The sequence below is a fragment of the Brevundimonas sp. genome (genome assembly GCF_023259385.1).
Classification (GTDB): Bacteria; Pseudomonadota; Alphaproteobacteria; order Caulobacterales; family Caulobacteraceae; genus Brevundimonas.
The window spans coordinates 1-26,454 of the sequence record NZ_JAHFPF010000012.1 but is presented as its reverse complement, the minus strand read 5'-3'; the positions used below and the strand labels follow the sequence as shown (position 1 = coordinate 26,454).

Genomic DNA, 26,454 nt, shown 5'->3' with positions numbered 1-26,454 from the left:
TGTTGGCCGCGAAGTCAGGGCGCCAGATCAGGCTGGTGCGGGTCATGCCCAACGGGGCGAAGGTGCGGTCGCGGGTCCAGTCGCCCAGGTCCGGGCCCGGCCCGCGGTCGATCATGAACTAGAGCAGGGTCAGGCCCTCGCCCGAATAGGCGAAGCGCTAGCCGGGATCGAAATGGATGTGGAGCTTCTCGTCCGGCTCCAGCCAGTAGAAGTTCGCGAAGCCGGTGCTGTGGGTCAGGCTGTGGCGCGGCGTGATGGCGCGCCAGCGCGGATCCTCGGCCAGAGCGCGATAGTCGGAATAGAGGTCGGCGAGGCGCTCGTCATAGAGCGACGGCAGGTCGGGCAGGGCGGCCGAGATCGGGCGGTCGAGATCGACCAGGCCGTCATCGACCATCTGCATGACCGAATAGGCGAAGACCGTCTTGGTCAGGGAGGCGCCGTACATGATGGTGTCGGACGTCAGGGGATCGCCGGCCTCGTTGCGCTGGCCGTAGGCTTTCACATGGGCGACCTGGCCGCCGTCGATGACCGCCACGGCGATGCCGCGGGAACCCGTCTGCTGCATGAGGCGAGCGACGGCGGCGTCGATTTCGGGACCGGCGGGGGTCCGATGGGCGGTCTGGGCCGCGGCGGGGGCCGCGCAGAGGCCGAGGGCGGCGGCGAGGGCGGCAAGCAGTCGGGACGTCATGTCGGGGCTCCTTGAGGATCAGCTTCGCCGTACCATGGGTCGGCGCCGGCGTTGACTTAAGCTTTGTCCATAGGCATAAGCGCCGCCTTCGCGCACCCGACTCCGGTCGGGCGCGGGATTTATGACGGATGATGCGTGGACCGCCGTTGGGATTGTCTCTCCAGTTGGGGAGGGACCGGGCCGCATCGCTATAGAGAGTGACTTCATGTCCAAGCGCCACAGCGCCAAGTACAAGATCGACCGCGCCATGGGTGAAAACCTGTGGGGCCGTTCCAAGTCCCCGGTGAACAAGCGTTCGTACGGCCCCGGCCAGCACGGCCAGCGCCGCAAGTCGAAAGTCTCGGACTTCGGCCTGCAGCTGAAGGCCAAGCAGAAGCTGAAGGGCTACTACGGCAACATCACCGAGAAGCAGTTCTCGGCCACCTACGCCGAAGCCACCCGCCGCAAGGGCAACAGCTCGGAAAACCTGATCGGCCTGCTGGAGTCGCGCCTGGACGCGATCGTCTACCGCGCCAAGTTCGTCCCGACCGTCTGGGCCGCTCGCCAGTTCGTCAGCCACGGCCACGTGACCGTCGACGGCAAGAAGGTCGACATCGGTTCGTACCGCGTGAAGCCGGGCCAGGTCATCGAGGTCAAGGAAAAGTCTCGCGCCATGGCGCTGGTGCTTGAAGCCCAGCAGTCGTCGGAACGCGACATCCCGGATTACCTGGAAATCGGTGATCGCGGCTTCTCGGTCCGCTACGTCCGCGTGCCGGAACTGGCCGACGTGCCGTACCCGGTGAAGATGGAGCCGAACCTGGTCGTCGAATACTACTCGTCGTAAGGTCTGGCGCGTCAGCGCAATCAAAGTTGAAGGGGCCCCGGAGCAATCCGGGGCCCTTTTGCTTTTCCGGCCCCCAACGCCGGTTCACTTCGCCAAAGAACACGCGCACAATCCGGACGTTCAGGATTTGAGGCGGGAGGTTTGGATGAGGTCGAAGGCGGGCCGACGTTCGCGTCGCTGCATATCCGTGGAGCGCTCGGCCGGTCCGGAGGCGCGGCGATGACCGCCGAAGTCTTCGCGGACGGGATCGGAGGCATCCGGATCGTCGGCGACACCGCGCGGATCGATTTCGTGAGCCTGACCGGCGACGGCCGTTTCGAGTCGCGTGTGCGGGTCGTGGCGCCCGTCAGCAACCTCAACAGCATGATCGACATCCTGACGAAGGCGCAGCGCAACAGGCTCGCTGCGGCTGACGACGGGACGGAGATCCCGGAATGAGGTGGGCCGCCGTATTCGCCGTGCTCTCGCTGTCGCCGCTGATGTCGGCGTGCGCCCTGATGGGCGGCCTTCTGCCCGACCGGGCGCAGAGTGTCGCCGTGGGCCAGATCGAACCCATCCACGCCGCCGCCGTCGGCCAAGGACAGGCCGTGTTCTGGGTCAGCTCGAACGGGTGCACTCGCAAGAACGACCTGAACGTCATGGTGCGGCGCTCGGGCGACACCTCGATCATCACCCTGCGCCGGATTCGGCAGGATCTTTGCGCCGACATCCAGCCGGAAGGCGTCGAGATGCGGTGGTCGTTCGAGGAGCTGGGGCTGAAGCCCGGTTCGCGCGTGACGGTCGAGAACCCCTATCAGCTGAGACCGACGGCCTGACTGTTCCGCCGAGAGCGGGGATGTAGGCCGGCAGCCGCCTTGCCGATTGTTCACGTGCTATTCAGCCCAACGAACGTCACATTGTCCGCAAGCTTCACAAAGAAGCGCTCTCATCATCTGGAAGGGGATTTCCACATGCGCCGTATCGCCCTCGTTCTCGCTCTCGCCATCGCCGCTCCGGTTCTGAGCGGCTGCATCATCGTCGCCACCGACAAGCCGACCACCCGCGTGGTGCATCAGGCCCCGGCGGAAGCGGGTCAGTGATCCGCGCCCTGATCGCGGCGGCGCTGGCTGCGCCGTTGCTTTCGGGCTGCGTCATCTATGCCGATGACTCGGCCCAGAAGGACGTGATCGTCAGTTGGAGCGGCGACCAGTCCGCGCCGGCGCTGGAAGCCGTTCGTTCGGCGCGGATCGCCGACGGTCGCCTGACCGTGCGGGTGGAGTCGAACGGCTGCACCGACGCCTCCCATTTCGCGGTCGATCTGACCCCGGCCGGCGACGGCTGGACCGAGGTGGCGCTGCGCCGCACCGCCCAGGACCTGTGCAAGGCCCTGGTTCCGGACGGTGTCGATGTCAGCTGGACGCTGGCCGAACTGGGCGTCGAGCCCGGCACCCGGGCGCGCCTGATCAATCCGACGAAGCTGTAGAAAAGCGAAAGGGCCGGAGACGCACAGCGCTCCGGCCCTTTTCAATTCAGCGCTTCTGGAAGGCCGGCAGCATCTCCGCCGGGATGCGGTGCGGGCGCATGGTCCTGGAATCCACCAGCACCCATTCCGAAACGCCCTGGGCGCACAGCCTGCCTTCGCCGTCCTCGATGCGGACGTAGCGGGCGAAGCGCGGCCCCTGTGGATCACCGACCCAGGTGCGCGCCCTGACGCCGGTCGCGTCGGGCATCAGGGGGCGGAAATAGTCGATCTCGTGCCGGACGCCGACCCACGACCACTTCGTGCGGGTGTCCTCGTCGAAGCTGGCGTTCCAGTGGGCCGTGCCCGCGTCCTGCAGCCAGCCGACGTAGACCACGTTGTTCACGTGGCCGTTCTCGTCGATGTGCTCGGGACGGACCTCCAGCGGGAGGACGAAGATCTCGCGGTCCTCGCGCGGCTCCAGCTGGGCGCGGGCCATCAGTCTTCCTGGCCCAGCGGCACGCCCTTTTCGGCCATCAGGGCCTGAAGCTCGCCCGCGTTGAACATTTCGCGCACGATGTCCGAGCCGCCGACGAATTCGCCCTTCACATAGAGCTGCGGGATGGTCGGCCAGTCGGTGAAGGCCTTGATGCCCTCGCGCAGGTTCTCGTCCTGCAGCACATCGACGCCGACGAACGGCGCGCCGATGTGGTCGAGGATCTGAACCGCCAGCGAGGAGAAGCCACAGCGCGGCGCATCCGGGGTGCCCTTCATGAACAGCACGACGTCGTGCTGCGCGAGCGTGTCGGCGATGAAGGTGTGGACGGGGTCTGCGACAGCTTGATCGGTCACTGGGTAGGCCTTTCGGTGAAGGGCGTCAGCTAGGGTCGGACAGGGCAGGGGTCAAGGGCGTGCGGCGTTACGCCGAAACGGGCGCGCGAACGTCGGCGGCCCGGAACGCTGCGGTTCAAGCCCTCCTCACGTGGAGAAGGACGGCGTCGTCAGGCCGCCTTGTTGGCGCCGGCGACGCGGGCCATTTCGATCTGGGCGGCCAGACCGGGGGGTAGGTCGCGGTCAGGAACCAGCGACAGGGTGTTGAGCCGCTCGATGTCCGAGGCCTCGATCAGGGCGCTGGCCACCGAGGGATCGGTCAGCGAGTAGGCCAGGCAGATGGCTTCGGCGGTCCAGCCGTTGGTCTGGTGCAGGAAGGCGAAGGTGCCGACGCCCGCCAGCGGATCGGTCTTGGGTCGCGAGGACTTGGCGAAGCCGAAGAAGCCCTTCTTCTCCTCTTCGTGAACCGCGGAGGCCTTCTTGGCGGTGTCGAGGCTGTCGGGGAAATAGCCGTAGACGAAGATGGCCATGTCGCGCTCGCGGGCGTCGCGCAGACGGGAGCGGATCTGCCAGGGCGAATTCACATGGAAGGGGGTGAACAGCACGTCGAAGGCGCCGGTCGAAACATAGGTGTCCATCACCTCGCTCTCGCCCGAGATGCCCAGCAGACGGACGCGCTGGGTGGCGCGCAGGGCCTTCAGGGCGTTCAGCGAGGACTGGGGCAGTTCGTGATCGTCCGGTTCGTCCAGCACGGCCAGGTCGAACCAGCCCAGACCGGAGGCGTGCAGGGCGCGGTCGATGGCGCTGGTCATGCCCTCGGCGGAGAAGTCCCGGTCAGAGCCGCGGCGGCCGTCGCCCGCGCCGAGCATCAGCGACACCTGCACCAGCTTGCGGTCGACGTGGCGCAGGGCCTCGCCCAGCACCTCGGCCAGCACGGGGTCGGCGGACTGCAGGCGGTAGCTGTTGATGCCGGCTTCAAGAGCCGAATAGATCAGTTCGCGTCCGGCCTGGGGGCCGTCGGCGATGTCGCGGGGCCCGAGGCTGAGGGTGACCACCGAGACGGCCTGGCCGAGGTTGCCGAAGGGACGATAGCGCATGGGGTCAGCCCTCCGTCGGGACCGAGGTTTCGAGGGCCAGGGCATGCAGTTCGCCGCCCATCTTGCCCTTCAGGGCGGCGTAGACGAGCTGGTGCTGCCGTACGCGCGGCATGCCGGCGAAGGCCGAAGAGACGATCCGCGCGCGATAGTGATCGCCGTCGCCCGCCAGATCGTCGATGGCGATCTCGGCGTCGGGAAAGGCTTCGGTCAGATGGCCGCGAAGATCTTCGACGGACATGGGCATGGGCGGACGCACTCCGGGTTCGTGGTGAATGTCGCCGGTAATCCTTAATGTCCGGCTACGCGCCGGCGTTTCAGGCCGCGTGACGCTCCAGCAGGATCACCGGCGCGCCCTTGTAGGCGGTCTCGGCGTAGGGCGTGTAGCCGGCGCGCGCCGCGAGCTTGAGCGACGAGGCGTTGTCCGGGGCGATCATGCAGACGGTGCGCGGGGCGTCCAGGGCGTCGTCGCACCAGGCCAGGGCGGCCGACAGGGCTTCGAAGGCGATCCCCCTGCCGTGGAAGCGGGGTGCGATCCCCCAGCCCAGTTCGGGGGCGTCGAAGGGCAGGTCCATCAGGCGGCGGTAGTCGAAGGCGCCGACACCGCCGAGATATTCGCCAGTGGCGGTCTCGCGGATCGACCAGTTGCCGTAGTTCAGCGCCTCCCAGTGGCCGATGTCGCGCAACAGGCGGAACCAGACCTCCTCGGATGACAGGGCGGCGGGGAAGATGGCGGTGGCGAAGGCCGGATCGCCCCACAGCTTCACAAGGTCCGGGAAATCGGAAGCCTGCACCGGGGTCAGGGTCAGGCGGTCGGTGATCAGGGTGGTTGTCATGTGCCGAACAGGTCCAGCATTTGCCTCCTCACATCAATCCCAGCTGCTTGAAACTCGCTACGCCGTCGCGGCCGACGACGAGATGGTCGTGGACCGAGATGTCGAGCGCCCGGGCCGCTTCGACCACCTGACGCGTCATGTCGATGTCGGCGCGGGACGGGGTCGGGTCGCCGGACGGATGGTTGTGGACGATGATCATCGACTTGGCCGACAGCTCCAGCGCCCGGCGCACGACCTCGCGGGGGTAGACGGGTGCATGATCGACGGTGCCGCGGTTCTGGACCTCGTCGAGGATCAGCTGGTTGCGGTTGTCGAGATAGAGGACGCGGAACTGTTCGCGCGGCTCGTGCTGCAGCGACAGGCGGACGTAGGACAGAAGCGCGGTCCATGAGGAGATGACGGTGCGCTTGCCCGCCTGTTCCTTCGCGACGCGGCGGGCGACCTCGTGCAGGGCGGCGAGGTCCAGGGCGGTCTCGGCGCCGACGCCTTTCGAGCGGCCACGTGAATCCTCGGCTCGGACCGTCATCAGGTCCTCGATCGAGGCGGCGAGGACGGCGGCCAATGAGCCGAAGCGCGCCAGCAGGGCCTTGGCGATGGGTTTGATGTCGCCCTGCGGCTGGCTGCGGAACAGGAACAGTTCCAGCAGCTCGTAGTCAGGCAGGTTGTGGACGCCCGCGCCGCGAGCGCGGTCGCGCAGCCGTTCGCGATGACCCACGTGGTGGGGCGATTTCGGGGGCGGCGGGGGATCCAGCATGGCGCGTCCTGTGCCCGCCCAGCCTGCACCAACCGGCGAGAACGCTCAACCTCAGGCGGTTTCAGGGCGTCGCGGTGGGATCGGGCGAGAACAACCTATAATCAGTCGGATAACAAAACCGTGAGTTGCTCGCAAAGCCAAGCTCGCCCTCAGTTGCCCGTGCGCAAGAGGCGCTGTTTGGGGACTTCACATGATCGGTAAATTCAAGAGTGTCGCCATGGTCTCGGCCATGGCTCTGGCCGCCGCCGGGACGATGGGCATGGCCCAGAGCACCAATCCGGAGATGACCGGCTATCAGTACGACTACTATGCCGACGCCGCGAAGACGCAGTACCTCGGAACGGTCTACGATCAGGGCTGCGGGCAGGTGCTGGACTACGTCTACGTTGTCCGGGTTCAGGTTCCGTCGGCCTATTTCGATCAGACGCCGATCTTCACCTGCCAGGGCGGTCAGATCGGGCCCATCGAGGCCTAGGCCGAGCAGACAGGAGGCCCCGGACATCGCGTCCGGGGTCATCCACTATCTGACCGATCAGAACTTCGGGCGGAACAGCCCGGCGGGGCTGGCGCTGAACAGTTCAACGCCGTCGTCGGTGACGCCGCAGGTGTGCTCGCACTGGGCGGACAGGGACTTGTCGCGGGTCACGGCGGTCCAGCCGTCGGACAGGACCTTCACGTGCGGCTTGCCCAGGTTCACCATCGGCTCGACGGTGAAGAACATGCCCTTCTTCAAGGTCGCGCCTTCGCCGCGGCGGCCGTAGTGCAGGACGTTGGGGCTGTCGTGGAACAGGCGGCCGATGCCGTGGCCGCAGAAGTCGCGGACGACGGACATCCGCTGGGCCTCGACCACCTGCTGGATGGCGTAGCCGATGTCGCCGAAGGTGGCGCCGGGCTTGATCACCGCCAGGCCGGCTTCCAGCGAGTCATAGGTGACGTCGATGAGCTTCCTGGCGCGGGCGTTGATCGTCCCGACCGCGAACATGCGGCTGGAGTCGCCATGCCAGCCGTCGACGATGACGGTGTGGTCGATGTTGACGATGTCGCCGTCCTTCAGGACCTTGTCGCCCGGAATGCCGTGGCAGACGACGTGGTTGATCGAGGTGCAGACGGTCTTCTCGTAACCCTTGTAGCCGAGGCAGGCGGGCAGGCCGCCGTTGTCGAGGGTGAACTCGCGGATCAGGTCGTCGATCTCGCCCGTGGTGACGCCCGGCACGACGTGCGGGGTGATCATGTCCAGGGCGCGGGCGACCAGATTGCCGGCGGCGCGCATGCCCTCCCAGGCTTCCTCGTCCTGGTGGACGCGGATCTCATGGGTGCGGACGAAGGTGTCGGCGTCCAGTTCGGGGGTCTCGTACATGCGTCGTCTTTCGGTGCAGCCCCTGTATCCCCGACCTCTTCGTCAGGAGTTGGGCCGCCATGGCAGGGCGCGATCCAGTCGGATCGCTTCAGGCGTCAGGTGGCAACTGTAGCATAAAACCTCAACCCCATGGGAGGCGGCGTGCCGCAGGGCGGGGCCGTAGGCCTTGTCGATGTCGTCGGCGGTGGTGAAGGCCGTGCAGTCCATGCGCTGGATGATGAACAGCATGACCGCCCGGCCGCCCGCATCGACCACCCGCTCCAAGGCCTTCAGGTGTTTGACGGCGCGCTCTGTCCTGCAGTCGGGAAATTCGGCGAGACCGGCGGTGCGGCTGAAGTGGACGTTCTTGATCTCGACCCAGGCGGACGGGCGGTCCGGTGCGAGTCCGCCCCACCCGTCGCCGGCTGCGCCGTCGCCACCCTCCCCAGAAGGGGAGGGAGAAGACTGGAGCAGGATGTCGATGCGGCTGTTCTCGTCGTAGCGGACCTCGCGCCGGAGGATCGGATAGCCGGCCAGTTCGGGAATCAGGCCGTCTGCGATGGCCGCCTCGCCGATGCGGTTCGGGTTCATGGTGTTGACGCCGACGAGGCCCGCGCCGGGCAGGTCGACCATTTCCAGCGTCAGGGGCAGTTTCCGCTTCGGATCCGGCGAGCGGGACATCCACACCGGCAGACCCGGCTCGGTCAGGCCCAGCATGGCCCCGGGGTTGGGGACGTGGATGGTGGTCTCCCCCCCGTCCGCCAGCGCGATGTCCGCCAGGAAGCGCTTGTAGCGGCGGATCAGGGTTCCGCGTTCGAGAGGCGACTTGAAGCGCATGGCTTTGCCTCTAGCTTGTCGTCATGACCGACGCATCCCCCACCGCCGCCGTTCTGATCATCGGGGACGAAGTCCTGTCCGGGCGAACGCAGGACACCAATCTGAACACCATCGCGCGGTTTCTGACGGCGCTGGGGATCGACCTGATCGAGGCGCGGACGGTCGGCGACCGGACGGAGCAGATCGTCGGGAATCTGAACGCCCTGCGCGACAGCCATGACTACGTCTTCACCACCGGGGGCATCGGGCCGACGCATGACGACATCACCGCCGATGCGGTGGCGAAGGCGTTCGGCGCAGCCTTGCCGGAGCATCCGGACGCGGTGGCGATCCTGGAGAAGCGCTACGGACCGGGCGAGTTCAACGCGGCGCGGCGGCGGATGGCGCGGATCCCGGAGGGCGGGACGCTGATCGCCAATCCTGTGACGGACGCGCCGGGGTTCCAGATCGGCAATGTCTTCGTGATGGCCGGCGTGCCCAAGATCATGACGGCCATGCTGGAGGACGTGGCGCCGCGCCTGCGGACCGGGGCGGTGGTGCTGTCGCGCACGGTGCGGGTCAGCGGGGTGGGCGAGGGGGCGATCGCCGACATCCTGACGGCGGCGGCGAAGGCCGAGCGCGAGGTCAGCTTCGGCAGCTATCCCTTCGGCCACGGCTTGGCGGGAGAAGTCGGGACGAACCTAGTCTTGCGTGGGCGCGACGAGGCGAAGGTGGAGGCGGCGGTCGAGGCGCTGCTGGCCGATTTGGCCGGAGCGGGCGTCGTGGCGAAACAGGTCTGAGATAACAGGAGCGCCCATGCGGCCCGACGCCGGTACGATTCTGATCCTTTCGACCCTGGTCGCCTTCGGCGGCCCGCTGATCCTGGGACTCGCGGGTCTGGTTCGGCGGGGCGACCGCGCGATGTCCGGTCCGTCCCTGGCCTGGGACTGGCGGCTGACCGGCGTCTCCACCCTGCTGCACGTGCTGGCCTTCAACCTGATCTTCTTCGTGCAGGAGGTCTTCCTGGTCCTGCCCAAGGCCCTGACGCCGGGGCTCGAGCCGGTGCTGTTCCACAACAACCACGACTGGACCGGCGACAATCCGCTGGCCGAGCTGTTCCAGGGGACCGGGGCGCTGGCGACCCTGATCGTCGGTCTGGCGGCCTTCGCGGCGCTGCGGCTGCGCCCGCCGGCTTCGACGACGGCGCGGCTGTTCCTGGTCTGGCTGGCCTTTCACGGGGTGTTCATGGCCCTGCCGCAGGTCGTTGTCGGGACCATGCTGCCGCCAAACGACGTCGGCCGTGCGATGACCTACCTGGGCTTCACGACGCCGGTCTATTGGGCGGCGACGGCGGCGGCGCTGGCCGGAATGGCCGTGTTCGGCGTGGCGCTGGCGCGGCCGATGCTGGAGGTCGCCTCTCATCCGGCGGCTGTAGCCGGACGGGGAAGCCGGACTCTTTTTATGCTGCAAGCGGCGGTCGTGCCGGGACTGGCGGGCCTGCCCCTGATCTTCGCCTATCGGGTTCCCGGCGGTCTGGACCAGGTCGTGCTGGTTCCGGTGGTCATCACCGTGCTGGGGCTGGCGTGGCTGGCGGGGGCGGCCTGGACGGTCTCGGACGTCCGAGCGCGGGGTGGCGCGGTCGCCTGGCGTTGGCCCCTGATCGCCTGCCTGGCGGTCCTGGCGATATTCCAGGTGGTTCTGAGGCCCGGTATCGCCTTCTAGGCGCCGGCCCGTCCGAAAGCACCCACGACCGCCTGATAGGCCGGATTGCCCCGACCCTCCGCGTCCAGAAGCAGCGGGCTGTCCTTGCTGCGGCCTTCACGGACCAGCCAGCTGTCGATGTCGCGCAGGCCCCAGGTGGTGAAGGCGTAGCGCTGGCGCTCAGGCAGGAGGGCGAAGGCCTCGGCCAGTTCGCCGACGCGGGCGACCTGCTGGGCTCGCTTTTCGGTCATGGAGCGCAGGTCGGGCCTGCGGCCGTCGCGCTGCATCGGGAAGTCCAACTCCGACACATGGATCGGCAGGCCCAGCGAGGCGGCGTCGCGCATGAAGCTGGTGATCTGTCCGGCCGGGATCTCGATATCGAGGTGCGACTGGGTCCCTATGCCGCCGATGGGCGCGCCCAGCTTCAGCAGGCGCTCGACCAGCTTGAGGAAGGTCGCGCCTTTCGCCGGGATGTTCTCGAGATTGTATTCGTTCAGGAAAAGGGTCGCGTCAGGATCGGCCGCCTTGGCCTGTTCGAAGGCGCGGACCATATAGCCGTCCATGCCCAACGCGCGGCTCCAGTGGCACTCGCGCAGCCCGTTTCCGTCCTCGGCCACCGGCTCGTTGACCACGTCCCAGCCGGCCATCTGGCCGCGATAGCGACCGACGAAGGTGGAGATGTAGCGGTCGTACTCGGCGGCGAAACGGGCGCGCGGGACCGTGGCGTCGTTGAAGACTTCCCCGCCCTGCGAATACCAGATCACCGTATGACCGTGGACGCGCAGGCCGTTGTCGCGGGCGAAGGCGACGACGCGGTCGGATGGTTCGAAGTCGTAGGTGAAGCCGGCGCCCAGCGTTCGCTCCATCTTCTGCTCCCACTCCGGGGTGAGCTGCGAGCAATGGCGGCGGACGGCGGCGATCCAGTCGGGCTGGTCCAGCTGCCAGGTCATGCCGGTGGCGCCGAAGGGCGCGGGGACGATGGTCTTCAGCGGCGCGGCGATGGGGCCGGGCGCGGGCTGGGCCGAGGCCAGTCGGTCGCAGGCGACCAGAGCCAGGGGAGCGGTCAGGCATGTCCGGCGCGAGATCATGGACGCAACCTAGGGCGCCGGTCGTACCCATTTGGTGAACACGCGGTCCTGATCCTCAGGAGCCGCCGGACAGGCTCTCGAACCATGTCAGGGTCGGCGCATAGCTCTGCGCCGCCGCGCCCATGTGGTCGGCGCCCGGGACCGTTTGCGCCGTGACGGTCCCGCGCCGCCCGGCGTGGTCGAAGAGCGCTCGGGATGAGGCAGGGGGCACGTCCCCGTCCGCCGCGCCGATCACGATCCGGAGCGGGGCGCCGGGCGTCCAGGCGGCGGTTTCGTTCTCGCGCAGGGCCCGGGCGAACCAGCCGTTTCCGGCCTTGAGCGCCGCCAGGGCTTCGGGCCGGAACAGCCGGCGCGTGTCGGAGGGCAGCTGGCCGACGATGTCCTCGGGCGAATGGCTTCCGTCGAACAGGCCGGGGACGATCCGCGCCAGTTCCGGCGTCAGGAGGGCGTCCAGCGGCTGGCCGTAGTAGTTCGCATAGGCCGTGGCGGCGAAGGCCAGATAGGCCACGTTGCGCGGGCTTTTGGCGTCGGGGCCGTCCAGCTTGCCGACGACCGCGCCGAGCAGGTCATGCGGTCCGGCGATGGCCACGGTGGCGGCCAGATCGTAGCCGCCGGCGGGGCGTCGCTCGAGCGCGCGATGCAGGGCCGCGGCGCTCTGGCCGCCCTGCGAGAAGCCCATGAGAAACAGCGGCAGGCGCTCGGGAAGGCCGGGGACGCCGCCCACCCCTCGGATCGCCTTCAGCATGTCGGCGGCCGCATCGACCTGGGGCTGCGCCACCAGATAAGCCTGCGGCAGGTCGGACTCGCCCAGGCCGACGTAATCCGGCAGCAGGGTGATGTAGCCCGAGCCGGCGAAGACCGCCGCCTCCTGGTCGCCGTCGGCCCGGCCGGGCAGGGAGGGCGAGACGGCGCGCGTCGTCGTGGTGCCGTGCAGGTAGACGACCACTCCCTTGGGCGCGACGCCATGCGGAACGGCGACCAGGCCCGAGACCGGGACAGGCCGTCCCTTGACCTGGGTCCAATAGACCAGCCGGTACAGGTCGACGTCGTTGCGGACCCGGATCGCGCCCGGCAGGTCGTCTGCGGTCCGCTGGAGGGCGGCGCGATCCCGCGTCTCGATCGGGTCGAGGCGGATCACCCAGCCGGGAAGCGGCGCCCCCGCCGCGGGGGGCGGGCGCAGCAGCGGCTCGCTCGGAGGGCCGACGCAGCCGGCGAGCAGGCCCAGGGCGACGAGGCCGGACGCCAGAACACGAAGACGCATCACCGAACTCCCACATGTGCGAAACGCGGCGCAGGGCCGCGCGAACGGCCAAGCTCAAGGACAGATTTCGGGGGACTGTGGCGGATGTTGGCCGGGGCGGCGCGATCAGCTCGCGCGGCAGCGCAGGCCCATTTCGTCGAAGGCCGCCGTCTCGCGCTTGCCGGCGGCGATCATGGCGGCGAGGCGGGTCGTCTCGGCGACGTGCTCGAACTTCTTCAGCTCTTCGAAAGCGCCGGTCAGGGCGTCACGGGCGCCCACTTCCTCGGCGTCGATCTCGGCCACGTCGTTCTGGGCGGCGGATTTCCGCATCTTCCAGCCGTTGAGATAGGCCTGAAGCAGCATGGCGGCGTCGGCGTCCTGACGGGCGCGTTCCTGCTCGACCTCGACCTCGGCGTCGAGCACGGCCAGACGCATTTCAGCGGAGGCGCGGCGCGCGGTGATCTCGGCCAGACGCTTCTGCAGCGTCTCGACCTCGTAGTTGGAGATCCGGATCAGCGATTGGGCCCAGGCGGTCATTGGTCTACTCCGGTCACTGGCTGATCATGCCTTGGTTCAGAATTGCTTCCAGCCGGGTAAAGGAATCGGAAAGACCGGTGTGGTCGTCCTTGTCCTGACCCAGGAAAGCTTCCAGCGCGGGGTTCAGCGCGATGGCGCGATCGACGATGGGGTCGGCGCCGGTGCGATAGGCGCCGATCTTGATCAGCTCCTCCATGTTCGCATAGGCCGACAGGCATTGGCGGGCGCGCTTGTTCAGCTCGCGCTCGGGCGGCGTCTGGCAGCCCGGCAGGGTCCGGCTGACGGACTTCAGCACGTCGATGGCCGGGAAGCGGCCGCGCTCGGCGATCTTGCGGTCCATGACGATGTGGCCGTCCAGGATACCGCGCACGGCGTCCGCGATGGGTTCGTCATGGTCGCCGCCGTCCACCAGCACGGTGAACAGGGCGGTGATCGGACCGGCGGTGGTGCCGTCGGGCCGGACCGGACCCGGGCCCGCGCGCTCCAGCAGCTTGGGCAGTTCGGTGAAGACGGTGGGCGTATAGCCCTTGGTCGTCGGCGGCTCGCCCGCGGCCAGGCCGATCTCGCGCTGGGCCATGGCGAAGCGGGTGACGGAGTCCATCAGGCACAGGACCTCAAGGTCCTGATCGCGCAGGTACTCACTGATCGCCAGGGTCATATAGGCCGACTGGCGGCGCTTCAGGGCGGGCTCGTCGGAGGTGGCGACCACGACGATGGCGCGCTTCAGACCTTCTTCGCCCAGGGTCTCCTCGATGAACTCGCGGACCTCCCGGCCCCGTTCGCCGATCAGGCCGACGACGACGACATCGCAGGTGGCCTGCTTGGCCAGCATGGACAGCAGCACCGACTTGCCGACGCCGGAGCCGGCGAAGATGCCGAGGCGCTGGCCCCGGCAGGTGGTGGTGAAGACGTCCATGGCCCGCACGCCGAGATCGAGACGCTCACCGACACGGCCACGCGAGTGGGCTGGGGGCGGGGGCGCGCGCAGGGGATAGCTGGCCGGCCCCTGGGGCAGCGGACCCTTGCCGTCGATGGGATTGCCGAAGGCGTCGATGATGCGGCCCAGCCAGGCGGTGGTCGGGCGGACGCTGGCGGCGGTGTCGATGATGCGGATGTCGGCGCCGGGCGCCACGCCCTCGACCGGGCCGAACGGCATCAGCAGGGCCTTGGCGTCGCGGAAGCCGACGACTTCGGCGGGCAGGGCGCTGAGGCCGCGTCCGCGCTCGATCTCGGCCCGTGCGCCGACGGCCAGACGGCTGAGCCCGCCCTTGGACTCGATCAGCAGCCCGCTGACGCCCGCGACCTTGCCGGTCACGACCAGCGGATCGATCGCTTCGACGGCGGCGGCGAGATTGCGCAAACGAGACCCCTGAACAGGCCTCCACGGATGCGGGATCGTGGTTAACCGGAGGTGAAGATCAGGGGCGAGCCGCCTCCACCAACGGTGCATAGCTCTTAAAGTCGTCGGCGGCGCCGGCGTAGAGGGCGAGGGCGGCCGCCTTGTCCGCTTCGCCCTCCTCGGTCCGCCCAAGGGCGATGCGGGCCAGGCCGCGGCCGTAGAGGGAGGCCGGCAGTTCCGGGTTTTCGGCTAGGGCGGCGTCGTAGATTTCGAGCGCCGCGGCGGTGTTCCCTTGCTGCAGAAGAACCCGGGCCTTGCTGTCGAGAATGGCGGCCGAGCCGGGAGCGAGCGCGAGGGCCGCATCGCAGTCCTGCAGGGCCTGATCCAGCAGGGCGCCGACGAGGGCGGCGCTCCAGCACAGGTTGTTGAGCATGCCGGCGTCATCTGAGTGGGCGTTTCGGACGGTCTGGAAGTCCGCCGCGGCCTCGTCTGGACGCCCGAGCGTCAGCGCCGCACCGGCGCGCGCGATCAGCAGGTCGGGCGGCGGAGTCTCGCCATCAACGATCAGTCCGTTGATCAGGTCATAGGCTTCCTGCGCTCTGCCGTGGGTCAGTCGGTAGCGGGCCACCGGCAGAACCACCCGCGGATCGTCGGGATGTTGAAGGAGGATCTCGGTCGTCGCGGCCTCGAGATCGTCCTGACGATCGGCGAGCTGGAAGGCCGCGATCCGGAGCATCTTGGTGTCGATGCGCGACGGATCGGCCGCCAGCAGGGCGTCGATGTCCCGCAGCGCACGGTCAAACTGCTTCTGCGCCAGATAGGCGTTCGCCCGCATGCCGAGGGCGAACTCGTCGGTCGGCGCCTGGCGCAGGGCGCGGGTCATTTCGATCACCACATCCTGGTAGCGTCCCTCCGCCCGGGCGATCAGCGCATTGCCGTTCATCGCGATCCGTTCGGACGGATCCAGATCGACGGCCTTCTCCAGGTCGGAGGCGGCGCCCGCGCGGTCACCGGCCCAGAAGCGGTAGACGCCGCGATTGGCCCATGCCCGGCTGCTGTCCGGAGCCAGCGCGATGGCCTGGGTCGCCGCATCGGCCGCGCCGCGCGGGTCGCCGGCCCGCGACAGGGCGACCGCCCGGTCAAGCCAGGCGCCCTCCGTCGTCGGCCTGTCGGCGGCCAGGGCGGTCTGATCGGCCTCGGTCAGACGGTAACCGGTCGGGGCGATGATGCGCGGGTAGTCCGCCCGGCGGTTGTCGGCGGCGATGCGGCCCGCGTCGGCCTCGACGGCCGTGACCTCGGAGGTCAGGCTCTGCACCAGAACTTCGATCGTCGCGGTGTCGCCCTCAAGCCGGACGGTGCGGCTCATGTGATGGCCCAGCTCGGTGCGGTCGAACTGGCCTCCGGCGGTCCGGAAGCCCGCGCCGCCGTCCGGGAGGCGCACGGTCACCAGCTGCCGGTCGAAGACCGGATGGTTCACCGCATAGGGCGTGTGGCGGAACGGACCCTCGGTGCGTTCGATGGCGGAGAGCGACTGGTAGGTCGAGCCGGGCGGGATCAGGCCGCCGTTGCTCCAGTCCAGCGGCATGGAGCCCTTGACCGTCAGGGTCAGGACATTCGCTTCGCGGTCATAGCTGGAACCGATCTCGTCGATCACCACGTCGTGCAAGAGGCCGGTCCAGATGCCCCTCAGGCCCTGGTCCCTTTGCTGCGGGGTGATGAGGCCGATCTGGCCGGCGAGGGCCGCCGCCCCGTCGCCGCGCATGATCAGGGAGCCGGTAACCGGAGCGGGGGCGTGCTGCCCGGCCGTCGCGTCGAACGCGATGATGGTTTCCGACTGGGGGACGGAGAGCGGCGCGGTTTCGAGCCGTTCCAGCTGACCGTTCGCCGCGACGAGCGGCAGGGCCCAGTGTAGCGGGGGAACGATGATGTCCTCCAGCCGGCGGTCGCCCATCCGGGTGCCGTCGAGCCAGTAGGTCTTGTCCGCCACGACCGCCCGCACCAGGACGTGATCGAAGCCTTCGAGGGTCGGCAGGCGCTGGCCGACCAGGTCGCCCTGCGCGAGGCTGACGACCGCGGGTTCGGCGGAGATGCCAAGGCCGTCCAGCAGGGCGAGCAGCAGGGCCGTCTTGCCCTTGCAGTCGCCGAAACGCCGGTTCCAGGTTTCGTCGGCGTCGGCGGGGGTCATGGCGCCTTCGCCCATCAGCAGGGCGACATAGCGGATCTCGTCCTGGACCAGCCGCAGGGCGGCGGCGGCCTGAACGGCGGGGTCGTCGGACAGCGCCCGAATGCGAGCGATCTCGGCGTGCAGCGGAGAGTCCGGCGCCAGACGGCGCGCGCGGTCGTAGAGGGGCGTGAGCGTGGCGGCGACCTCGGCCCAGTCGCGGTAGGCGCTCAGCTCGATCAGGTTGATGGCCCGAAACCGAACGGGAACGTCGTCGGGGATCAGGATGGGCTGGGCGTTCTCCCGCACGACATCGATGCTTGAATAGGCGCCGTTGCGGCGGACGGGCACAGGGATCCAGTTGTCGGTGGCGCGGACGGTGACGGGCATGGCGTTGGGCCAGGACGCCCTCACCCGCTGCCGCTCGACCACCAGGGGCATGTTCAGGTCGATGGCCTGGGCCAGTTTCTCGCCCGGGACGGAGTCGCGCGAGGTGATGGTGTAGGCGACGTCCAGCACATCGCCAACGCGCAGGCTCGCCGGCTGGAGCACCGCCGTCAGCCGGCCGTCGAGCATGGCCAGCTGCAGGTTCTCCTCACGGCGGAGCGTCTCGAAATCCTGCGACGCCAGCACGTCGATGGACTGGCCGTCGCGCAGGATGGTCACGTGGTGGATCGTGATGTCCTGGCTCTCCGGGCTCCAGGTCAGGGCGATGTTGCCCAGCGCGATCACGCCCTGGGGCGAGGCGGCCGTGCTGCGGGTCCGGATGTAGACGAACTGCTGATCGTCCTCGGCCCGGAGCTGGCTGTCGAGCAGCAGGAAGCGGAGGCCTTCGCCCGTGGCGGCGCGGGCGGGCGCGGCGGTTTCGTCGGACGGCAGGACCCAGGCGGGCGTCGGGCCCTTCAGAACCCGGTCGCCGGCCTCCGCCGGAGCGGCGAACGTCGCCAGCATCAACGCAAGGCCGATCACGGCTGTGCAGACGGCCCGCAATGAAGTCGGCATCCGGAGTTCCCCCACCCAAGGTCTCCATCGCTGATACAGCGTGAGCGCGAGAGGGCAAGCGGGTGAAACGCCGGAGGCGCGTGAGGCCCGGATTCGGCCGCGCGGGAAGTCAGTTCGCGGTCGGAACCGGGGCGTCGGACGGCGCGTCACGGCCGGTGGTCAGGATGGCGCCGACCGAGGCGACGATGATGCAGCCGATGGCCAACCACTGCAGGCCGCTGAGCTGTTCGTGCAGCAGGATCAGGCCCGCAATGGCGCCGATGGCCGGTTCGCCGGAGAGCAGGACGCCGAAGGTGCGTTTAGGGATGTGGCGGAGCGCGATCATCTCCAGCGAATAGGGCAGGGCGCTGGACGCCAGCGCCACGCACAGGCCGACGATCAGAACGGCGGGCGCCAGCAGGGTCATCCCGGCGGTGGCGACGCCGAAGGGCAGGATGACCAGGGCGGCGGTGCTCATGCCCAGTGCGACCGACTGGCCCGCATGCATGTGCGACAGGCGTTTGCCGAAGACGATATAGAGCGCCCAGAACACGCCCGCCGCGGCGGCGAAGGCCACGCCGACGGGATCCAGGGCATGGGCCCCGCTCCAGATCGGCAGCAGCATGCCCAGCCCCGCGACGGCGCAGGCGATCCAGACGAAGTGGATCAGCCGCCGCGCGTGGATCAGGGCCAGGACCAGCGGGCCGGAGAATTCGATGGCGATGGCCAGCCCCAGGGGGATGGTGCGCAGGGACATGTAGAAGCTGAGGTTCATCAGACCCAGCACCAGGCCATAGAGCAGCACCCGTCCGGCGTCGGCGCGGTTCAGGCGGAACCGCCACGGCCGCCAGATCGTGACCAGCACCAGGGCGGACAGGCCGACACGCAGGGCCGAGGTCCCTTCGGCGCCGACGACAGGGAAGAGCTGCTTGGCGTACGACGTGCCGATCGCCAGCGACACCATTCCCAGCAGCAACGCCAGGTAGGGCATGGCCGCCAGGAAGGCGGGGGAGGACAGGGAGCGGCGGGCGGCGGTCATGTACATAAGGAAAGCATAGTCCGGAACCGGTTGCGCTTCCCGGCGATTTCAGGTTCCAGTGCGACTGAAATCGTCATGAAGGTCCTGTATATGACGGAATTCGTCACCCTCGATGCGTTTGACCACAAGCTGCTCGCACGCGTCCGACGCAACAATCTGGAGCCGGCCCGGGTGACGGCCGAGGCCGTAGGGCTGTCGGAGTCAGCGGTTCTGCGCCGGTTGCGCCGGTTGCGGGCCGAGGGGGTGATCGTCGCCGACGTGGCGGTGGTCGATCCGGCGCGGGTGGAGCCCCGCATCGTGCTGCATGTGCTGGTGGAGATGAACACCCAGGAACGCCGCCACACCGACGCCTTCAAGGCCGCCATGGCCGCCAGTCCGGAAATCCAGGCGTGTTGGGACGTGACGGGAGAGACGGATTTCCTGCTGAATGTCTCAGTGCGGTCTATGGCGGAGTACGAAGCCTTCTGCCAACGAGAGATGACCACCGACACTCATGTTCGAGCCTTCAAGAGCATGATCACGATTCGCGAAGTCGTGAGCTTCGATCCGGCCCGGGCGGTCTTGTCCGGTCAGGGCTGATTACTTGAGGGTTAATAGCAACCTACGGGTTTATCCGCGAGACTTGGACAACCAATCGTAAAGCCACCGAGCAGCAGCATACAATCATGGGTGGTGACGCGATTGTGATCGCCCGATGCGGGAGGCTGTCATGTTCACCGGGCGTCGTCAGAACACTGAACTGCTGGACAAGGTGTCCGAACTTGAAGGGCGGATGGCGGCGATCGGCCGCTCGCAGGCGGTGATCGAGTTCAATCTCGACGGCACCATCATCAACGCAAATGAGAATTTCCTGCTGGCGATGGGCTACAGCCTGGATGAGATCCGGGGCGCGCACCACCGCACCTTCATGGACGCCGACGAGGCGGCCTCGGCCGAGTACGCGGCCTTCTGGCGCGCGTTGAACGAGGGGCAGTTCGCGGCCGGCAAGTTCCGGCGGCTGGCCAAGGGGCGCCGCGAGATCTGGCTGCAGGCCTCCTACAATCCGATCATGGGGGCGGACGGTCGCCCGGTTCGGGTCATCAAGCTGGCCGTCGACATCACCCGAGAGGAACAGGAGAGCCGCCGGAACGAGGCCACGCGGATCGAGGCGGAACAGGCGCAGACGATGCTGGTCGAATCCCTGGCCTCCAGCCTGTCGCGTCTGTCGGACGGCGATCTGACGACCTCGATCGAGGGTCAGATGAGCGGCGGGCACCAACGCATCTGCGAGGACTACAACTCGGCGGTCGGCAGCTTGCGCGCGGCGTTGACGCAGGTGACGGAGGCGGTCGGCGGATTGCGCGGCGGATCGGACGAGATCTCGTCGGCCTCCGACGACCTGTCGCGCCGCACCGAGCAGCAGGCCGCCTCGCTGGAAGAGACCGCCGCAGCGCTGGACGAAATCACCGCCACCGTGAAGCGCAGCGCCGAGGGCGCCCGGCAGGCCTCGACCGCGGCGGCGGGCGCGCGCTCGGAAGCGGAACGCTCGGGCGAAGTCGTGCGCGACGCCATCTCCGCCATGGATGAAATCCAGAAGAGCTCGGTGCAGATCGGCGAGATCATCGGGGTGATCGACGAGATCGCCTTCCAGACCAATCTGCTGGCGCTGAACGCGGGGGTCGAGGCGGCCCGGGCCGGAGACTCCGGTCGCGGCTTCGCGGTCGTGGCGTCGGAAGTTCGATCCCTGGCCCAGCGGTCGGCGGAGGCCGCCAAGGAGATCAAGGCGCTGATCTCGGCCTCGACCAGCCAGGTCGCGGCGGGGGTGAAGCTGGTGGACGAAGCCGGATCGGCCCTGTCGGCCATTGTCGTGCGGGTCGCGGAGATGGACGCGCTGGTGTCCGAAATCTCGGCCTCGGCGCAGGAGCAGGCGACGGGCCTGCAGCAGGTCAACAGCGCGGTGAACCAGATGGATCAGGTCACCCAGCAGAACGCGGCCATGGTCGAGGAGACCACGGCGGCGGCGGCGAACCTGAAGACCGAGGCCGCGCAACTGGCGGCCCTGGTCGAACGTTTCGAGACGGGAACCCGGACGGGAGCCGCGACGCCGACGGTGCACACCCTTCGGCCCCGCGCGGCTCCGCCCGCGCCATTGATGCGCGAACGGGCCCGTATCGTCGCTTTCGCCGGCGGCGGCGCGGCGGGCGGGGCGGTGCAAGAGGACGGCTGGCAGGAGTTCTGATCGCCTGAACGGGCGCCACGCTGACCGCGAAGGCTTCATCCGGCCCTTGCGTCATGACGCGCCTACCCCAGATCGGAGAGGTTCAGTCCCGCAGAACGTGCTTTAATGTCACGCTCTGATCGCCGCCCGGAAACCTCCCCATGACCGACGCTTCGTACGACGCCAGCCGCCACCGCAAATCGGGCCGCGGCAAGATCTATGACTCCATCATCGACACGATCGGCGACACGCCGCTGGTGGGGCTGCCGCGCCTGTCGGCCGAATATCAGCCCAAGGCGCGGGTGCTGGCCAAGCTGGAGTTCTTCAACCCGATCGCCTCGGTGAAGGACCGGATCGGCGTGGCCATGATCGAGGCGCTGGAGCAGGCCGGGAAGCTCGGGCCGGGCAGCGTGCTGATCGAGCCGACGAGCGGCAACACCGGGATCGCCCTGGCCTTCGTGGCGGCGGCCAAGGGGTACAAGCTGATCCTCGTCATGCCGGAGAGCATGTCGATCGAGCGCCGCAAGATGCTGGCCCTGCTGGGCGCGGAGCTGGTTCTGACCCCGGCCGAGAAGGGGATGAAGGGCGCGATCGCCATGGCGCAGGACCTGATCGAGCGGACGCCCGGCGCCGTGAGCCCGGCCCAATTCGACAATCCCGCCAACCCCGCCATCCACCGCGAGACCACGGCCGAGGAAATCTGGGCCGACACGGGCGGCGCGGTCGACATCATCATCGCCGGCGTGGGCACGGGAGGCACAATCACAGGCGTCGGCCAGGCCCTGAAGGCGCGCAAGCCCTCGGTGCAGATGATCGCGGTCGAACCGACCGCCTCGCCCGTGCTGTCGGGCGGCGAGCCGGGGCCGCACAAGATCCAGGGGATCGGCGCGGGCTTCATCCCGACCATCGTCGACCGCTCGGTCATCGACGGCGTCGAACAGGTGTCGAACGAGGACGCCTTCGAGATGGCGCGCAAGGCGGCGCGGCTCGAGGGCATCCCGGTCGGCATCTCGTCGGGCGCCGCGCTGACGGCCGCCTTCCGGGTCGCGGCGCGCGAGGAGAACGCGGGCAAGACAGTGGTGGCGATCATCCCGAGCTTCGCCGAGCGCTATCTGTCGACGGCCCTGTTCGAGGGGCTGTAGGCGGGTCTGTTACCGGTTCGTTTCAGGCGCATGGCGGAAGCGGGTCGAACCTGACCGAAGCTTAACTTTACAGGATGGGCGCGGCGCGGCGCATTGGCGGACCCTTGTTCGTCGATGGAGCGGTCATGCGCGCCCTTCTCGCCTGTCTGAGCCTGCTCGCCGCCTCGCCCGCCCTGGCGCAGGACGACCTGACGACCTTGTCGGACGAGTTCAACGACGGGGCGCTGACCGGCTGGAGCCGCTTCGACCAGACCTTTGGCTGGCCCGACAAGATCAAGGCCCTGGATGTCGGCGAGAGCACACCGGGCGCGCTGCATCTGGAGCCCTATCATTCGGCCTGGGTGCGCGACCTGAACGCGCCCTTTCTGTTCCGTGAGGTGCGGGGCGATTTCGACGTCCGCGCCCGGGTGAGGGTGCGCGGCCATGCGGGCGATATCCCCGGCGGGACCTGGTCGCTGGGCGGGCTGATGACGCGGGTCCCCAGCCGATTGAGCGCCGCGCAATGGGCGCCGAGGGCCGAGAACTGGCACTTCATCACCACCGGCGTGGGTCATGTCGCCGGCGAGCCGATGACGGAGACCAAATCCACCTTCAACAGCTATTCCTCGCTCAAGCTACGGCCGTTCCCGACGGGATGGGTCGAGTTGCGGCTGGTGCGGGTCGGCATGGTGCTGATCGCCCTGGCGCGGCCGGAGGGCGAGACCCATTGGCGGGTGCGCGACCGCTTCTATCGAATGGAGAACAGCCCGGTGATGCAGGTCGGGCTGATCGCCTACACGACCAGCGACGCCGTTCCGCCGGGACCTGAGAATCCGGAGGTCATCAACCGCGAGGTCAATCGCGACGCGCCTGTGGATATGATCCTGGAGGCGGACTGGATCCGCTTCTCGCGCCCGCGTCCGCAGGTTTCGCCGGACTGGTACGGGCAGGTGAGCGCCAATCCGCTGGCCGATCCCAACCTGCCGGAGGCCGAACTGCTGGCGCTTCTCGGCGACTGATGAACAGGCTTTACCCTAGGTTGTCGGAGGCCGGCGGTCGTCACAGGCGGTTAACCGCGCGCGATCTATCGTGGGCACGATATGTCCGAGCCCGCTGCCCAGCCCGAGGAGACCGCGCCCGTCGCCGGGCTTCGCGCACGCCACGCGCTGCTGAAACGACTGGCGGACGTGGTGTCCCTGCCGGCCAGCCGGATCAATGCGTTCGAACGGTCGGTGACCGGCGACCTGCTGGTCGAGATGCTGCGGCTGGCCTCTCCGGAAGACCGGCGCAGGGTGGCCGCGCGACTGGCCCCGCTGGCGGAGCTGCCCAACGCGCTGGCGCGGATGCTGCTGCGTGACGAACCGCAGATCGCCGGCCTGCTGATCGAGCAATGCGCGTCGCTGTCCGACGCCGATCTGGTCGCCTGCGCGCGGGACGCCGAGGTCGAGCACCGCTTCCTGATGGCCAGCCGTCGCGGCCTGTCGGAGGTGGTCAGCGAGACCCTGCTGAGTTTCGGCGAGAGCCAGGTCATCGAGGCGGTGCTGCGCAACACGACGGCGCGGCTGAGCCAGGTGGCGGTCGAAGGGGTGGTGAGCCTGAGCCGGACGGACCGGCACCTGTGCGCCCACCTGCTGAAACGGCCTGAGCTGCGTCCGTCGGGCGCCTACGTCATGTTCTGGTGGAGCGGCCCGGAGGATCGCCGGACCATCCTGCAGCGGTTCGCCGTGTCCCGGGAGGTGATGCAGGAGGTGTCCGAGGACGTCTTCGCCATGGCCGCCGAGGAAGGCTGGCAGGACCCGGTGTCGCGCAAGGCGCTGCAGTTCATCGAGCGCCGCCAGCGGAACCGCGCCGCCATCGCCAAGAGCCCTTACGGTGGCCTGGAGGAGGCGGTGGCCGCCGCGGGCCAGATGGGGCTGTCGCGAGAGATCGCGACCGAGATCGCCTACCTGTCCGGGGTGAAGCCGATCACCGGGGCCAAGATCCTGGGCGATCCGGGCGGCGAGCCGCTGGCCATCCTGTGCAAGGCCACGGGGCTTGGACGGGGCGAGCTTCAGTTGCTGTGGCGATCCATGCGGCGTCCTGAAGCTCTGTTGGACGGCTCTCCCGATCCGGTCTGGGAACGCGTGCAGATCACCTATGAGATGCTGGCCGTTGACCGGGCGCAAACGGTCCTGCGCTACTGGAACTGGTCGCTGTCTTCAGCCCTGACCCCCGCTCTACTCAGGGCGATCCGGGACGGCGAGGAGGAGGGGGTGGACGACTATTCGGCCCCGGAGCGCGCGGCGATGCTGGCGTTGGCGGAAAACTTCGGTCGCTGAACGATCGAGCCGTGGTGCCTCATCAGATTTGAGGTGCTGACACCCCGCCATTGCTTTCAAAACAGAAGCTCTCTATTCAAAGCGCCGACGATTGGTCGATGCTGATTCAGTCGAACCGAACAGAGATTGTAGGCGGGATGGCTATGGAAGAGACTTCGCAACTGCTCGAGATGACCGCCGATATCGTGTCGGCCTATGTCGGCAACAATAACGTGCAGGCTTCGGAAGTTCCTGGCCTGATTTCGAGCATCCACGCGGCGCTGTCGCAGGTTTCGACCGGTGCGGTCGAGCCGGAGCCGGAACCCCGCGAGCCCGCCGTTCCGGTCCGCAAGTCGATCACGCCGGATTATCTGATCTGCCTGGAAGACGGTCGCAAGTTCAAGTCGCTGAAGCGCCACCTGCGCACCAAGTACAACATGAGCCCCGAGGAATACCGCGCCAAGTGGAACCTCCCGAAGGACTATCCGATGGTCGCTCCGAACTACGCCAAGGCGCGTTCGGATCTGGCCAAGCAGATGGGCCTGGGCCAGGGCGGCCGCAAGCCGGCCCGCACCGCGACCCGCGCCAAGAAGTAAGCGTCCGCAAGGACAGACGAAGACGCCCGCCGGATCGCTCCGGCGGGCGTTTGCGCGTGTGAAGTGACTAGTGGCCAGTGATTAGTGGCTGGCCACCAGCGTGCGACCGCGCCGTTCGCGCCGCCCTTCCGCGACCAGAGAATTTGCAAACACCAGCCACTCGTTATGCGGCCTGAGCGCCGCGGCGCATGCGCCAGAAGCGCAGGGTGCGGAGCGCCGCCTCGCGGCTGAGTTCGGCGTACATGCGGGCGTAGGAGTGGGCCTTGGCCATGGCGTCGCCGTCGTCGTTCAACAGGACCACGGCGTAGGTGAGGAACAGGGCGCGATCGAGATCGGCCGCCTTGCAGACCACGGCGAGGGCGTCGAGTTCGCGTCGATCGACGATCTGGCGCGCGGTGTGGAAGTCGATGTCCGACAGCTGGGCCAGGGCGATCAGGAAGGACGTCCGACCGCCCGAGCGGAGGAAGCGAGCCAGCATCTGGGGCGTCAGTTGCCCAGCGGCCTTCAGCTCCTCGACGTAGGCGAGGCATTCCGAATAATCGGCGGGCAGTGCGCCGTCGTCGGTGGCCACGCGCGCGCGGCCGGCGGCGAGCGCGGCGTCCAGCAGGGCCGGATCCATGCGGGCGTTCTGTTCGAGAATCTGGTTCCGCAGCCGCGCCTCGACGACGAAATACATGTCGTTGAGCAGGTCGGCCGGCAGGCCCGCGCGAGAGACGGTGGCGTCATGCAGGGCCGGATTGGCCTTGGCCCGCTCGACGGCGACCTCGGAGGCCTTGCGCGACAGGCGGGCGCCGTCGTTGCGCAGCAGGGTCCCGAGCGTCTCGTCGTCACCGCGCTCGACAATGACCTCGGAGATGGCTTCGGAGACCGAAGGGCGTGCCGAGACGGCGCGCAGGTGATCCTGGCCATGGTTGCGCACGACGCCCAGCAGGTCCTCGTCGGTCAGCACGGGCGAGTGGGCCAGGACGGCGCCGGCGACGGCGGCCTCGTCATTGGCCAGGCGGCGGATCAGGGCGTGGGGCGCATCCGGGGTGTTGGCGAAGCGGCTGGAGAGCTCCGCGCGGACGGCCGTCTCCATATCGTCGGCCAGCTTGGCCAGGACGGCGCCGTAGAGGGTGTCTTCGGTCGCGGTGCGCGCGGGCGAACCGAAGAAATGCTCGGTCAGTTCGCGCAGCAGGGCCCGGCGCTTCTCGCTCGACCCTTCTTCAGCGAGGGCGATCAGATCGGGCAGGCGCGACACGGCCACGGTGTCGCTCACTGATAATCCCCTTCCGGCGCGGCGGGCTGGGCGCGGACACGGCCCTGGGCGTCGCGGATCAGGGTCGGGGCCTGCTCCGGCTGGGCGAGGTCCTGGGATGCAATGGTCACGGGCGTGGTGATGGCCAGGGCGTCGACATAGGTCGGCTGGGGCAGGGTCAGGGCGTCGGGTTCGCGCCCGTTCTGGCGATGCACCGAATAGTAGCGGGCGCTCTGGGCGGAGGGGCGATCCTCGGGGTTGGCGGCGACCATGGCCACGCGAGGGGACGGGGGCGAGGCGCGGG

At 68.4% G+C, this 26,454-nt stretch carries 31 protein-coding genes; 14 read left to right on the top strand and 17 right to left on the bottom strand.

Annotated features, from left to right (window positions below):
• Positions 1-157: 157 nt before the first annotated feature.
• Positions 158-688, bottom strand: a complete 531-nt coding sequence (locus Q0C81_RS01730; protein ID WP_291832681.1) for a serine hydrolase — start codon at positions 686-688, stop codon at positions 158-160.
• A gap of 205 nt (positions 689-893) precedes the next feature.
• Between Q0C81_RS01730 and rpsD the strand changes: the two genes are divergently transcribed.
• The 5 genes from rpsD to Q0C81_RS01705 all read left to right on the top strand — a co-directional run bounded on the left by rpsD (position 894) and on the right by Q0C81_RS01705 (position 2,973).
• On the top strand, positions 894-1,511 hold the full coding sequence (gene rpsD, locus Q0C81_RS01725; RefSeq protein ID WP_291832678.1) for a 30S ribosomal protein S4: 618 nt from the start codon (positions 894-896) through the stop codon (positions 1,509-1,511).
• 141 nt (positions 1,512-1,652) lie between these two features.
• A complete protein-coding gene (locus Q0C81_RS01720) occupies positions 1,653-1,949 on the top strand; it encodes a hypothetical protein (protein ID WP_291832675.1) in 297 nt (98 codons plus the stop codon).
• Complete coding sequence (locus Q0C81_RS01715; RefSeq protein WP_291832672.1) at positions 1,946-2,326, top strand: hypothetical protein; 381 nt, start codon at positions 1,946-1,948, stop codon at positions 2,324-2,326. The genes Q0C81_RS01720 and Q0C81_RS01715 overlap by 4 nt, the downstream gene beginning before the upstream one ends.
• 135 nt (positions 2,327-2,461) lie before the next feature.
• Entirely contained in the window at positions 2,462-2,590 is a 129-nt protein-coding gene (locus Q0C81_RS01710; RefSeq protein WP_291832670.1) for a hypothetical protein, read from the top strand.
• A complete protein-coding gene (locus Q0C81_RS01705) occupies positions 2,587-2,973 on the top strand; it encodes a hypothetical protein (protein ID WP_291832667.1) in 387 nt (128 codons plus the stop codon). The genes Q0C81_RS01710 and Q0C81_RS01705 overlap by 4 nt, the downstream gene beginning before the upstream one ends.
• A 46-nt stretch (positions 2,974-3,019) precedes the next feature.
• On the opposite strand, the gene Q0C81_RS01700 is transcribed toward Q0C81_RS01705, so the two are convergent.
• From Q0C81_RS01700 to radC, 6 genes are all read right to left on the bottom strand, one after another.
• Complete coding sequence (locus Q0C81_RS01700; protein WP_291832664.1) at positions 3,020-3,448, bottom strand: thioesterase family protein; 429 nt, start codon at positions 3,446-3,448, stop codon at positions 3,020-3,022.
• Positions 3,448-3,801 (bottom strand): Grx4 family monothiol glutaredoxin, encoded by a 354-nt coding sequence (gene grxD / locus Q0C81_RS01695; RefSeq protein ID WP_291832661.1) that lies wholly within the window; start codon positions 3,799-3,801, stop codon positions 3,448-3,450. The genes Q0C81_RS01700 and grxD overlap by 1 nt, the downstream gene beginning before the upstream one ends.
• A gap of 149 nt (positions 3,802-3,950) precedes the next feature.
• Entirely contained in the window at positions 3,951-4,877 is a 927-nt protein-coding gene (locus Q0C81_RS01690) for an aldo/keto reductase (RefSeq protein ID WP_291832658.1), read from the bottom strand.
• Positions 4,878-4,881: 4 nt separating this feature from the next.
• A complete protein-coding gene (locus Q0C81_RS01685; protein WP_291832654.1) occupies positions 4,882-5,121 on the bottom strand; it encodes a BolA family protein in 240 nt (79 codons plus the stop codon).
• Between the two features lie 70 nt (positions 5,122-5,191).
• A complete protein-coding gene (locus Q0C81_RS01680; RefSeq protein WP_291832650.1) occupies positions 5,192-5,710 on the bottom strand; it encodes a GNAT family N-acetyltransferase in 519 nt (172 codons plus the stop codon).
• A gap of 28 nt (positions 5,711-5,738) precedes the next feature.
• Positions 5,739-6,464 (bottom strand): DNA repair protein RadC, encoded by a 726-nt coding sequence (radC, locus tag Q0C81_RS01675; protein ID WP_291832647.1) that lies wholly within the window; start codon positions 6,462-6,464, stop codon positions 5,739-5,741.
• 190 nt (positions 6,465-6,654) lie between these two features.
• On the opposite strand from radC, the gene Q0C81_RS01670 reads away from it, so the two are divergent.
• A complete protein-coding gene (locus Q0C81_RS01670) occupies positions 6,655-6,939 on the top strand; it encodes a hypothetical protein (RefSeq protein WP_291832644.1) in 285 nt (94 codons plus the stop codon).
• Between the two features lie 57 nt (positions 6,940-6,996).
• Here Q0C81_RS01670 and map read toward each other — a convergent pair whose 3' ends face one another.
• Positions 6,997-7,821 carry a type I methionyl aminopeptidase gene (map, locus tag Q0C81_RS01665; protein WP_291832641.1) on the bottom strand — a complete coding sequence of 275 codons (825 nt, stop codon included), beginning with the start codon at positions 7,819-7,821 and terminating at the stop codon, positions 6,997-6,999.
• Positions 7,822-7,863: 42 nt separating this feature from the next.
• Positions 7,864-8,637: a DNA/RNA nuclease SfsA gene (locus Q0C81_RS01660; protein WP_291832638.1), complete on the bottom strand. Its 774-nt coding sequence runs from the start codon at positions 8,635-8,637 to the stop codon at positions 7,864-7,866.
• 23 nt (positions 8,638-8,660) lie between these two features.
• Here Q0C81_RS01660 and Q0C81_RS01655 point away from each other — a divergent pair, with 23 nt between their 5' ends.
• Both Q0C81_RS01655 and Q0C81_RS01650 read left to right on the top strand, forming a co-directional pair.
• Positions 8,661-9,416, top strand: coding sequence for a competence/damage-inducible protein A (locus tag Q0C81_RS01655; protein ID WP_291832636.1), 756 nt, complete (start codon positions 8,661-8,663; stop codon positions 9,414-9,416).
• Positions 9,417-9,432: 16 nt separating this feature from the next.
• Positions 9,433-10,338 (top strand): hypothetical protein, encoded by a 906-nt coding sequence (locus tag Q0C81_RS01650; RefSeq protein WP_291832633.1) that lies wholly within the window; start codon positions 9,433-9,435, stop codon positions 10,336-10,338.
• Here Q0C81_RS01650 and Q0C81_RS01645 read toward each other — a convergent pair.
• The 6 genes from Q0C81_RS01645 to Q0C81_RS01620 all read right to left on the bottom strand — a co-directional run bounded on the left by Q0C81_RS01645 (position 10,335) and on the right by Q0C81_RS01620 (position 18,708).
• Positions 10,335-11,405, bottom strand: coding sequence for an endo-1,4-beta-xylanase (locus tag Q0C81_RS01645; protein ID WP_291832631.1), 1,071 nt, complete (start codon positions 11,403-11,405; stop codon positions 10,335-10,337). The genes Q0C81_RS01650 and Q0C81_RS01645 overlap by 4 nt on opposite strands.
• A 55-nt stretch (positions 11,406-11,460) precedes the next feature.
• Entirely contained in the window at positions 11,461-12,666 is a 1,206-nt protein-coding gene (locus Q0C81_RS01640; protein WP_291832628.1) for a hypothetical protein, read from the bottom strand.
• Positions 12,667-12,771: 105 nt separating this feature from the next.
• Positions 12,772-13,182, bottom strand: a complete 411-nt coding sequence (locus tag Q0C81_RS01635; RefSeq protein WP_291832626.1) for a flagellar FliJ family protein — start codon at positions 13,180-13,182, stop codon at positions 12,772-12,774.
• A 13-nt stretch (positions 13,183-13,195) separates the two neighbouring features.
• Entirely contained in the window at positions 13,196-14,542 is a 1,347-nt protein-coding gene (gene fliI / locus Q0C81_RS01630) for a flagellar protein export ATPase FliI (RefSeq protein WP_291832623.1), read from the bottom strand.
• Positions 14,543-14,600: 58 nt separating this feature from the next.
• Positions 14,601-17,684 (bottom strand): DUF3857 domain-containing protein, encoded by a 3,084-nt coding sequence (locus Q0C81_RS01625; RefSeq protein WP_291832620.1) that lies wholly within the window; start codon positions 17,682-17,684, stop codon positions 14,601-14,603.
• Positions 17,685-17,793: 109 nt separating this feature from the next.
• Entirely contained in the window at positions 17,794-18,708 is a 915-nt protein-coding gene (locus Q0C81_RS01620) for a DMT family transporter (RefSeq protein ID WP_291832617.1), read from the bottom strand.
• Between the two features lie 69 nt (positions 18,709-18,777).
• Here Q0C81_RS01620 and Q0C81_RS01615 point away from each other — a divergent pair, with 69 nt between their 5' ends.
• The 6 genes from Q0C81_RS01615 (at position 18,778) to Q0C81_RS01590 (ending at position 24,913) form a co-directional block, all read left to right on the top strand.
• Complete coding sequence (locus Q0C81_RS01615; protein WP_291832614.1) at positions 18,778-19,281, top strand: Lrp/AsnC family transcriptional regulator; 504 nt, start codon at positions 18,778-18,780, stop codon at positions 19,279-19,281.
• A gap of 130 nt (positions 19,282-19,411) precedes the next feature.
• Positions 19,412-20,920, top strand: coding sequence for a PAS domain-containing methyl-accepting chemotaxis protein (locus Q0C81_RS01610; RefSeq protein ID WP_291832611.1), 1,509 nt, complete (start codon positions 19,412-19,414; stop codon positions 20,918-20,920).
• Between the two features lie 140 nt (positions 20,921-21,060).
• Positions 21,061-22,041 (top strand): cysteine synthase A, encoded by a 981-nt coding sequence (cysK, locus tag Q0C81_RS01605; RefSeq protein WP_291832608.1) that lies wholly within the window; start codon positions 21,061-21,063, stop codon positions 22,039-22,041.
• A 125-nt stretch (positions 22,042-22,166) separates the two neighbouring features.
• A complete protein-coding gene (locus tag Q0C81_RS01600) occupies positions 22,167-23,039 on the top strand; it encodes a hypothetical protein (RefSeq protein ID WP_291832605.1) in 873 nt (290 codons plus the stop codon).
• A gap of 81 nt (positions 23,040-23,120) precedes the next feature.
• A complete protein-coding gene (locus Q0C81_RS01595; RefSeq protein ID WP_291832602.1) occupies positions 23,121-24,338 on the top strand; it encodes a DUF2336 domain-containing protein in 1,218 nt (405 codons plus the stop codon).
• A gap of 143 nt (positions 24,339-24,481) precedes the next feature.
• Positions 24,482-24,913, top strand: coding sequence for a MucR family transcriptional regulator (locus Q0C81_RS01590; protein ID WP_291832600.1), 432 nt, complete (start codon positions 24,482-24,484; stop codon positions 24,911-24,913).
• A gap of 163 nt (positions 24,914-25,076) precedes the next feature.
• Here the strand turns inward: Q0C81_RS01590 and Q0C81_RS01585 are convergent, their stop codons facing one another.
• Both Q0C81_RS01585 and Q0C81_RS01580 read right to left on the bottom strand, forming a co-directional pair.
• A complete protein-coding gene (locus Q0C81_RS01585; RefSeq protein ID WP_291832597.1) occupies positions 25,077-26,171 on the bottom strand; it encodes a DUF2336 domain-containing protein in 1,095 nt (364 codons plus the stop codon).
• The coding region (locus Q0C81_RS01580) for a hypothetical protein (protein WP_291832594.1) at positions 26,168-26,454 on the bottom strand (287 nt) is incomplete at its 5' end. The genes Q0C81_RS01580 and Q0C81_RS01585, both read right to left, overlap by 4 nt.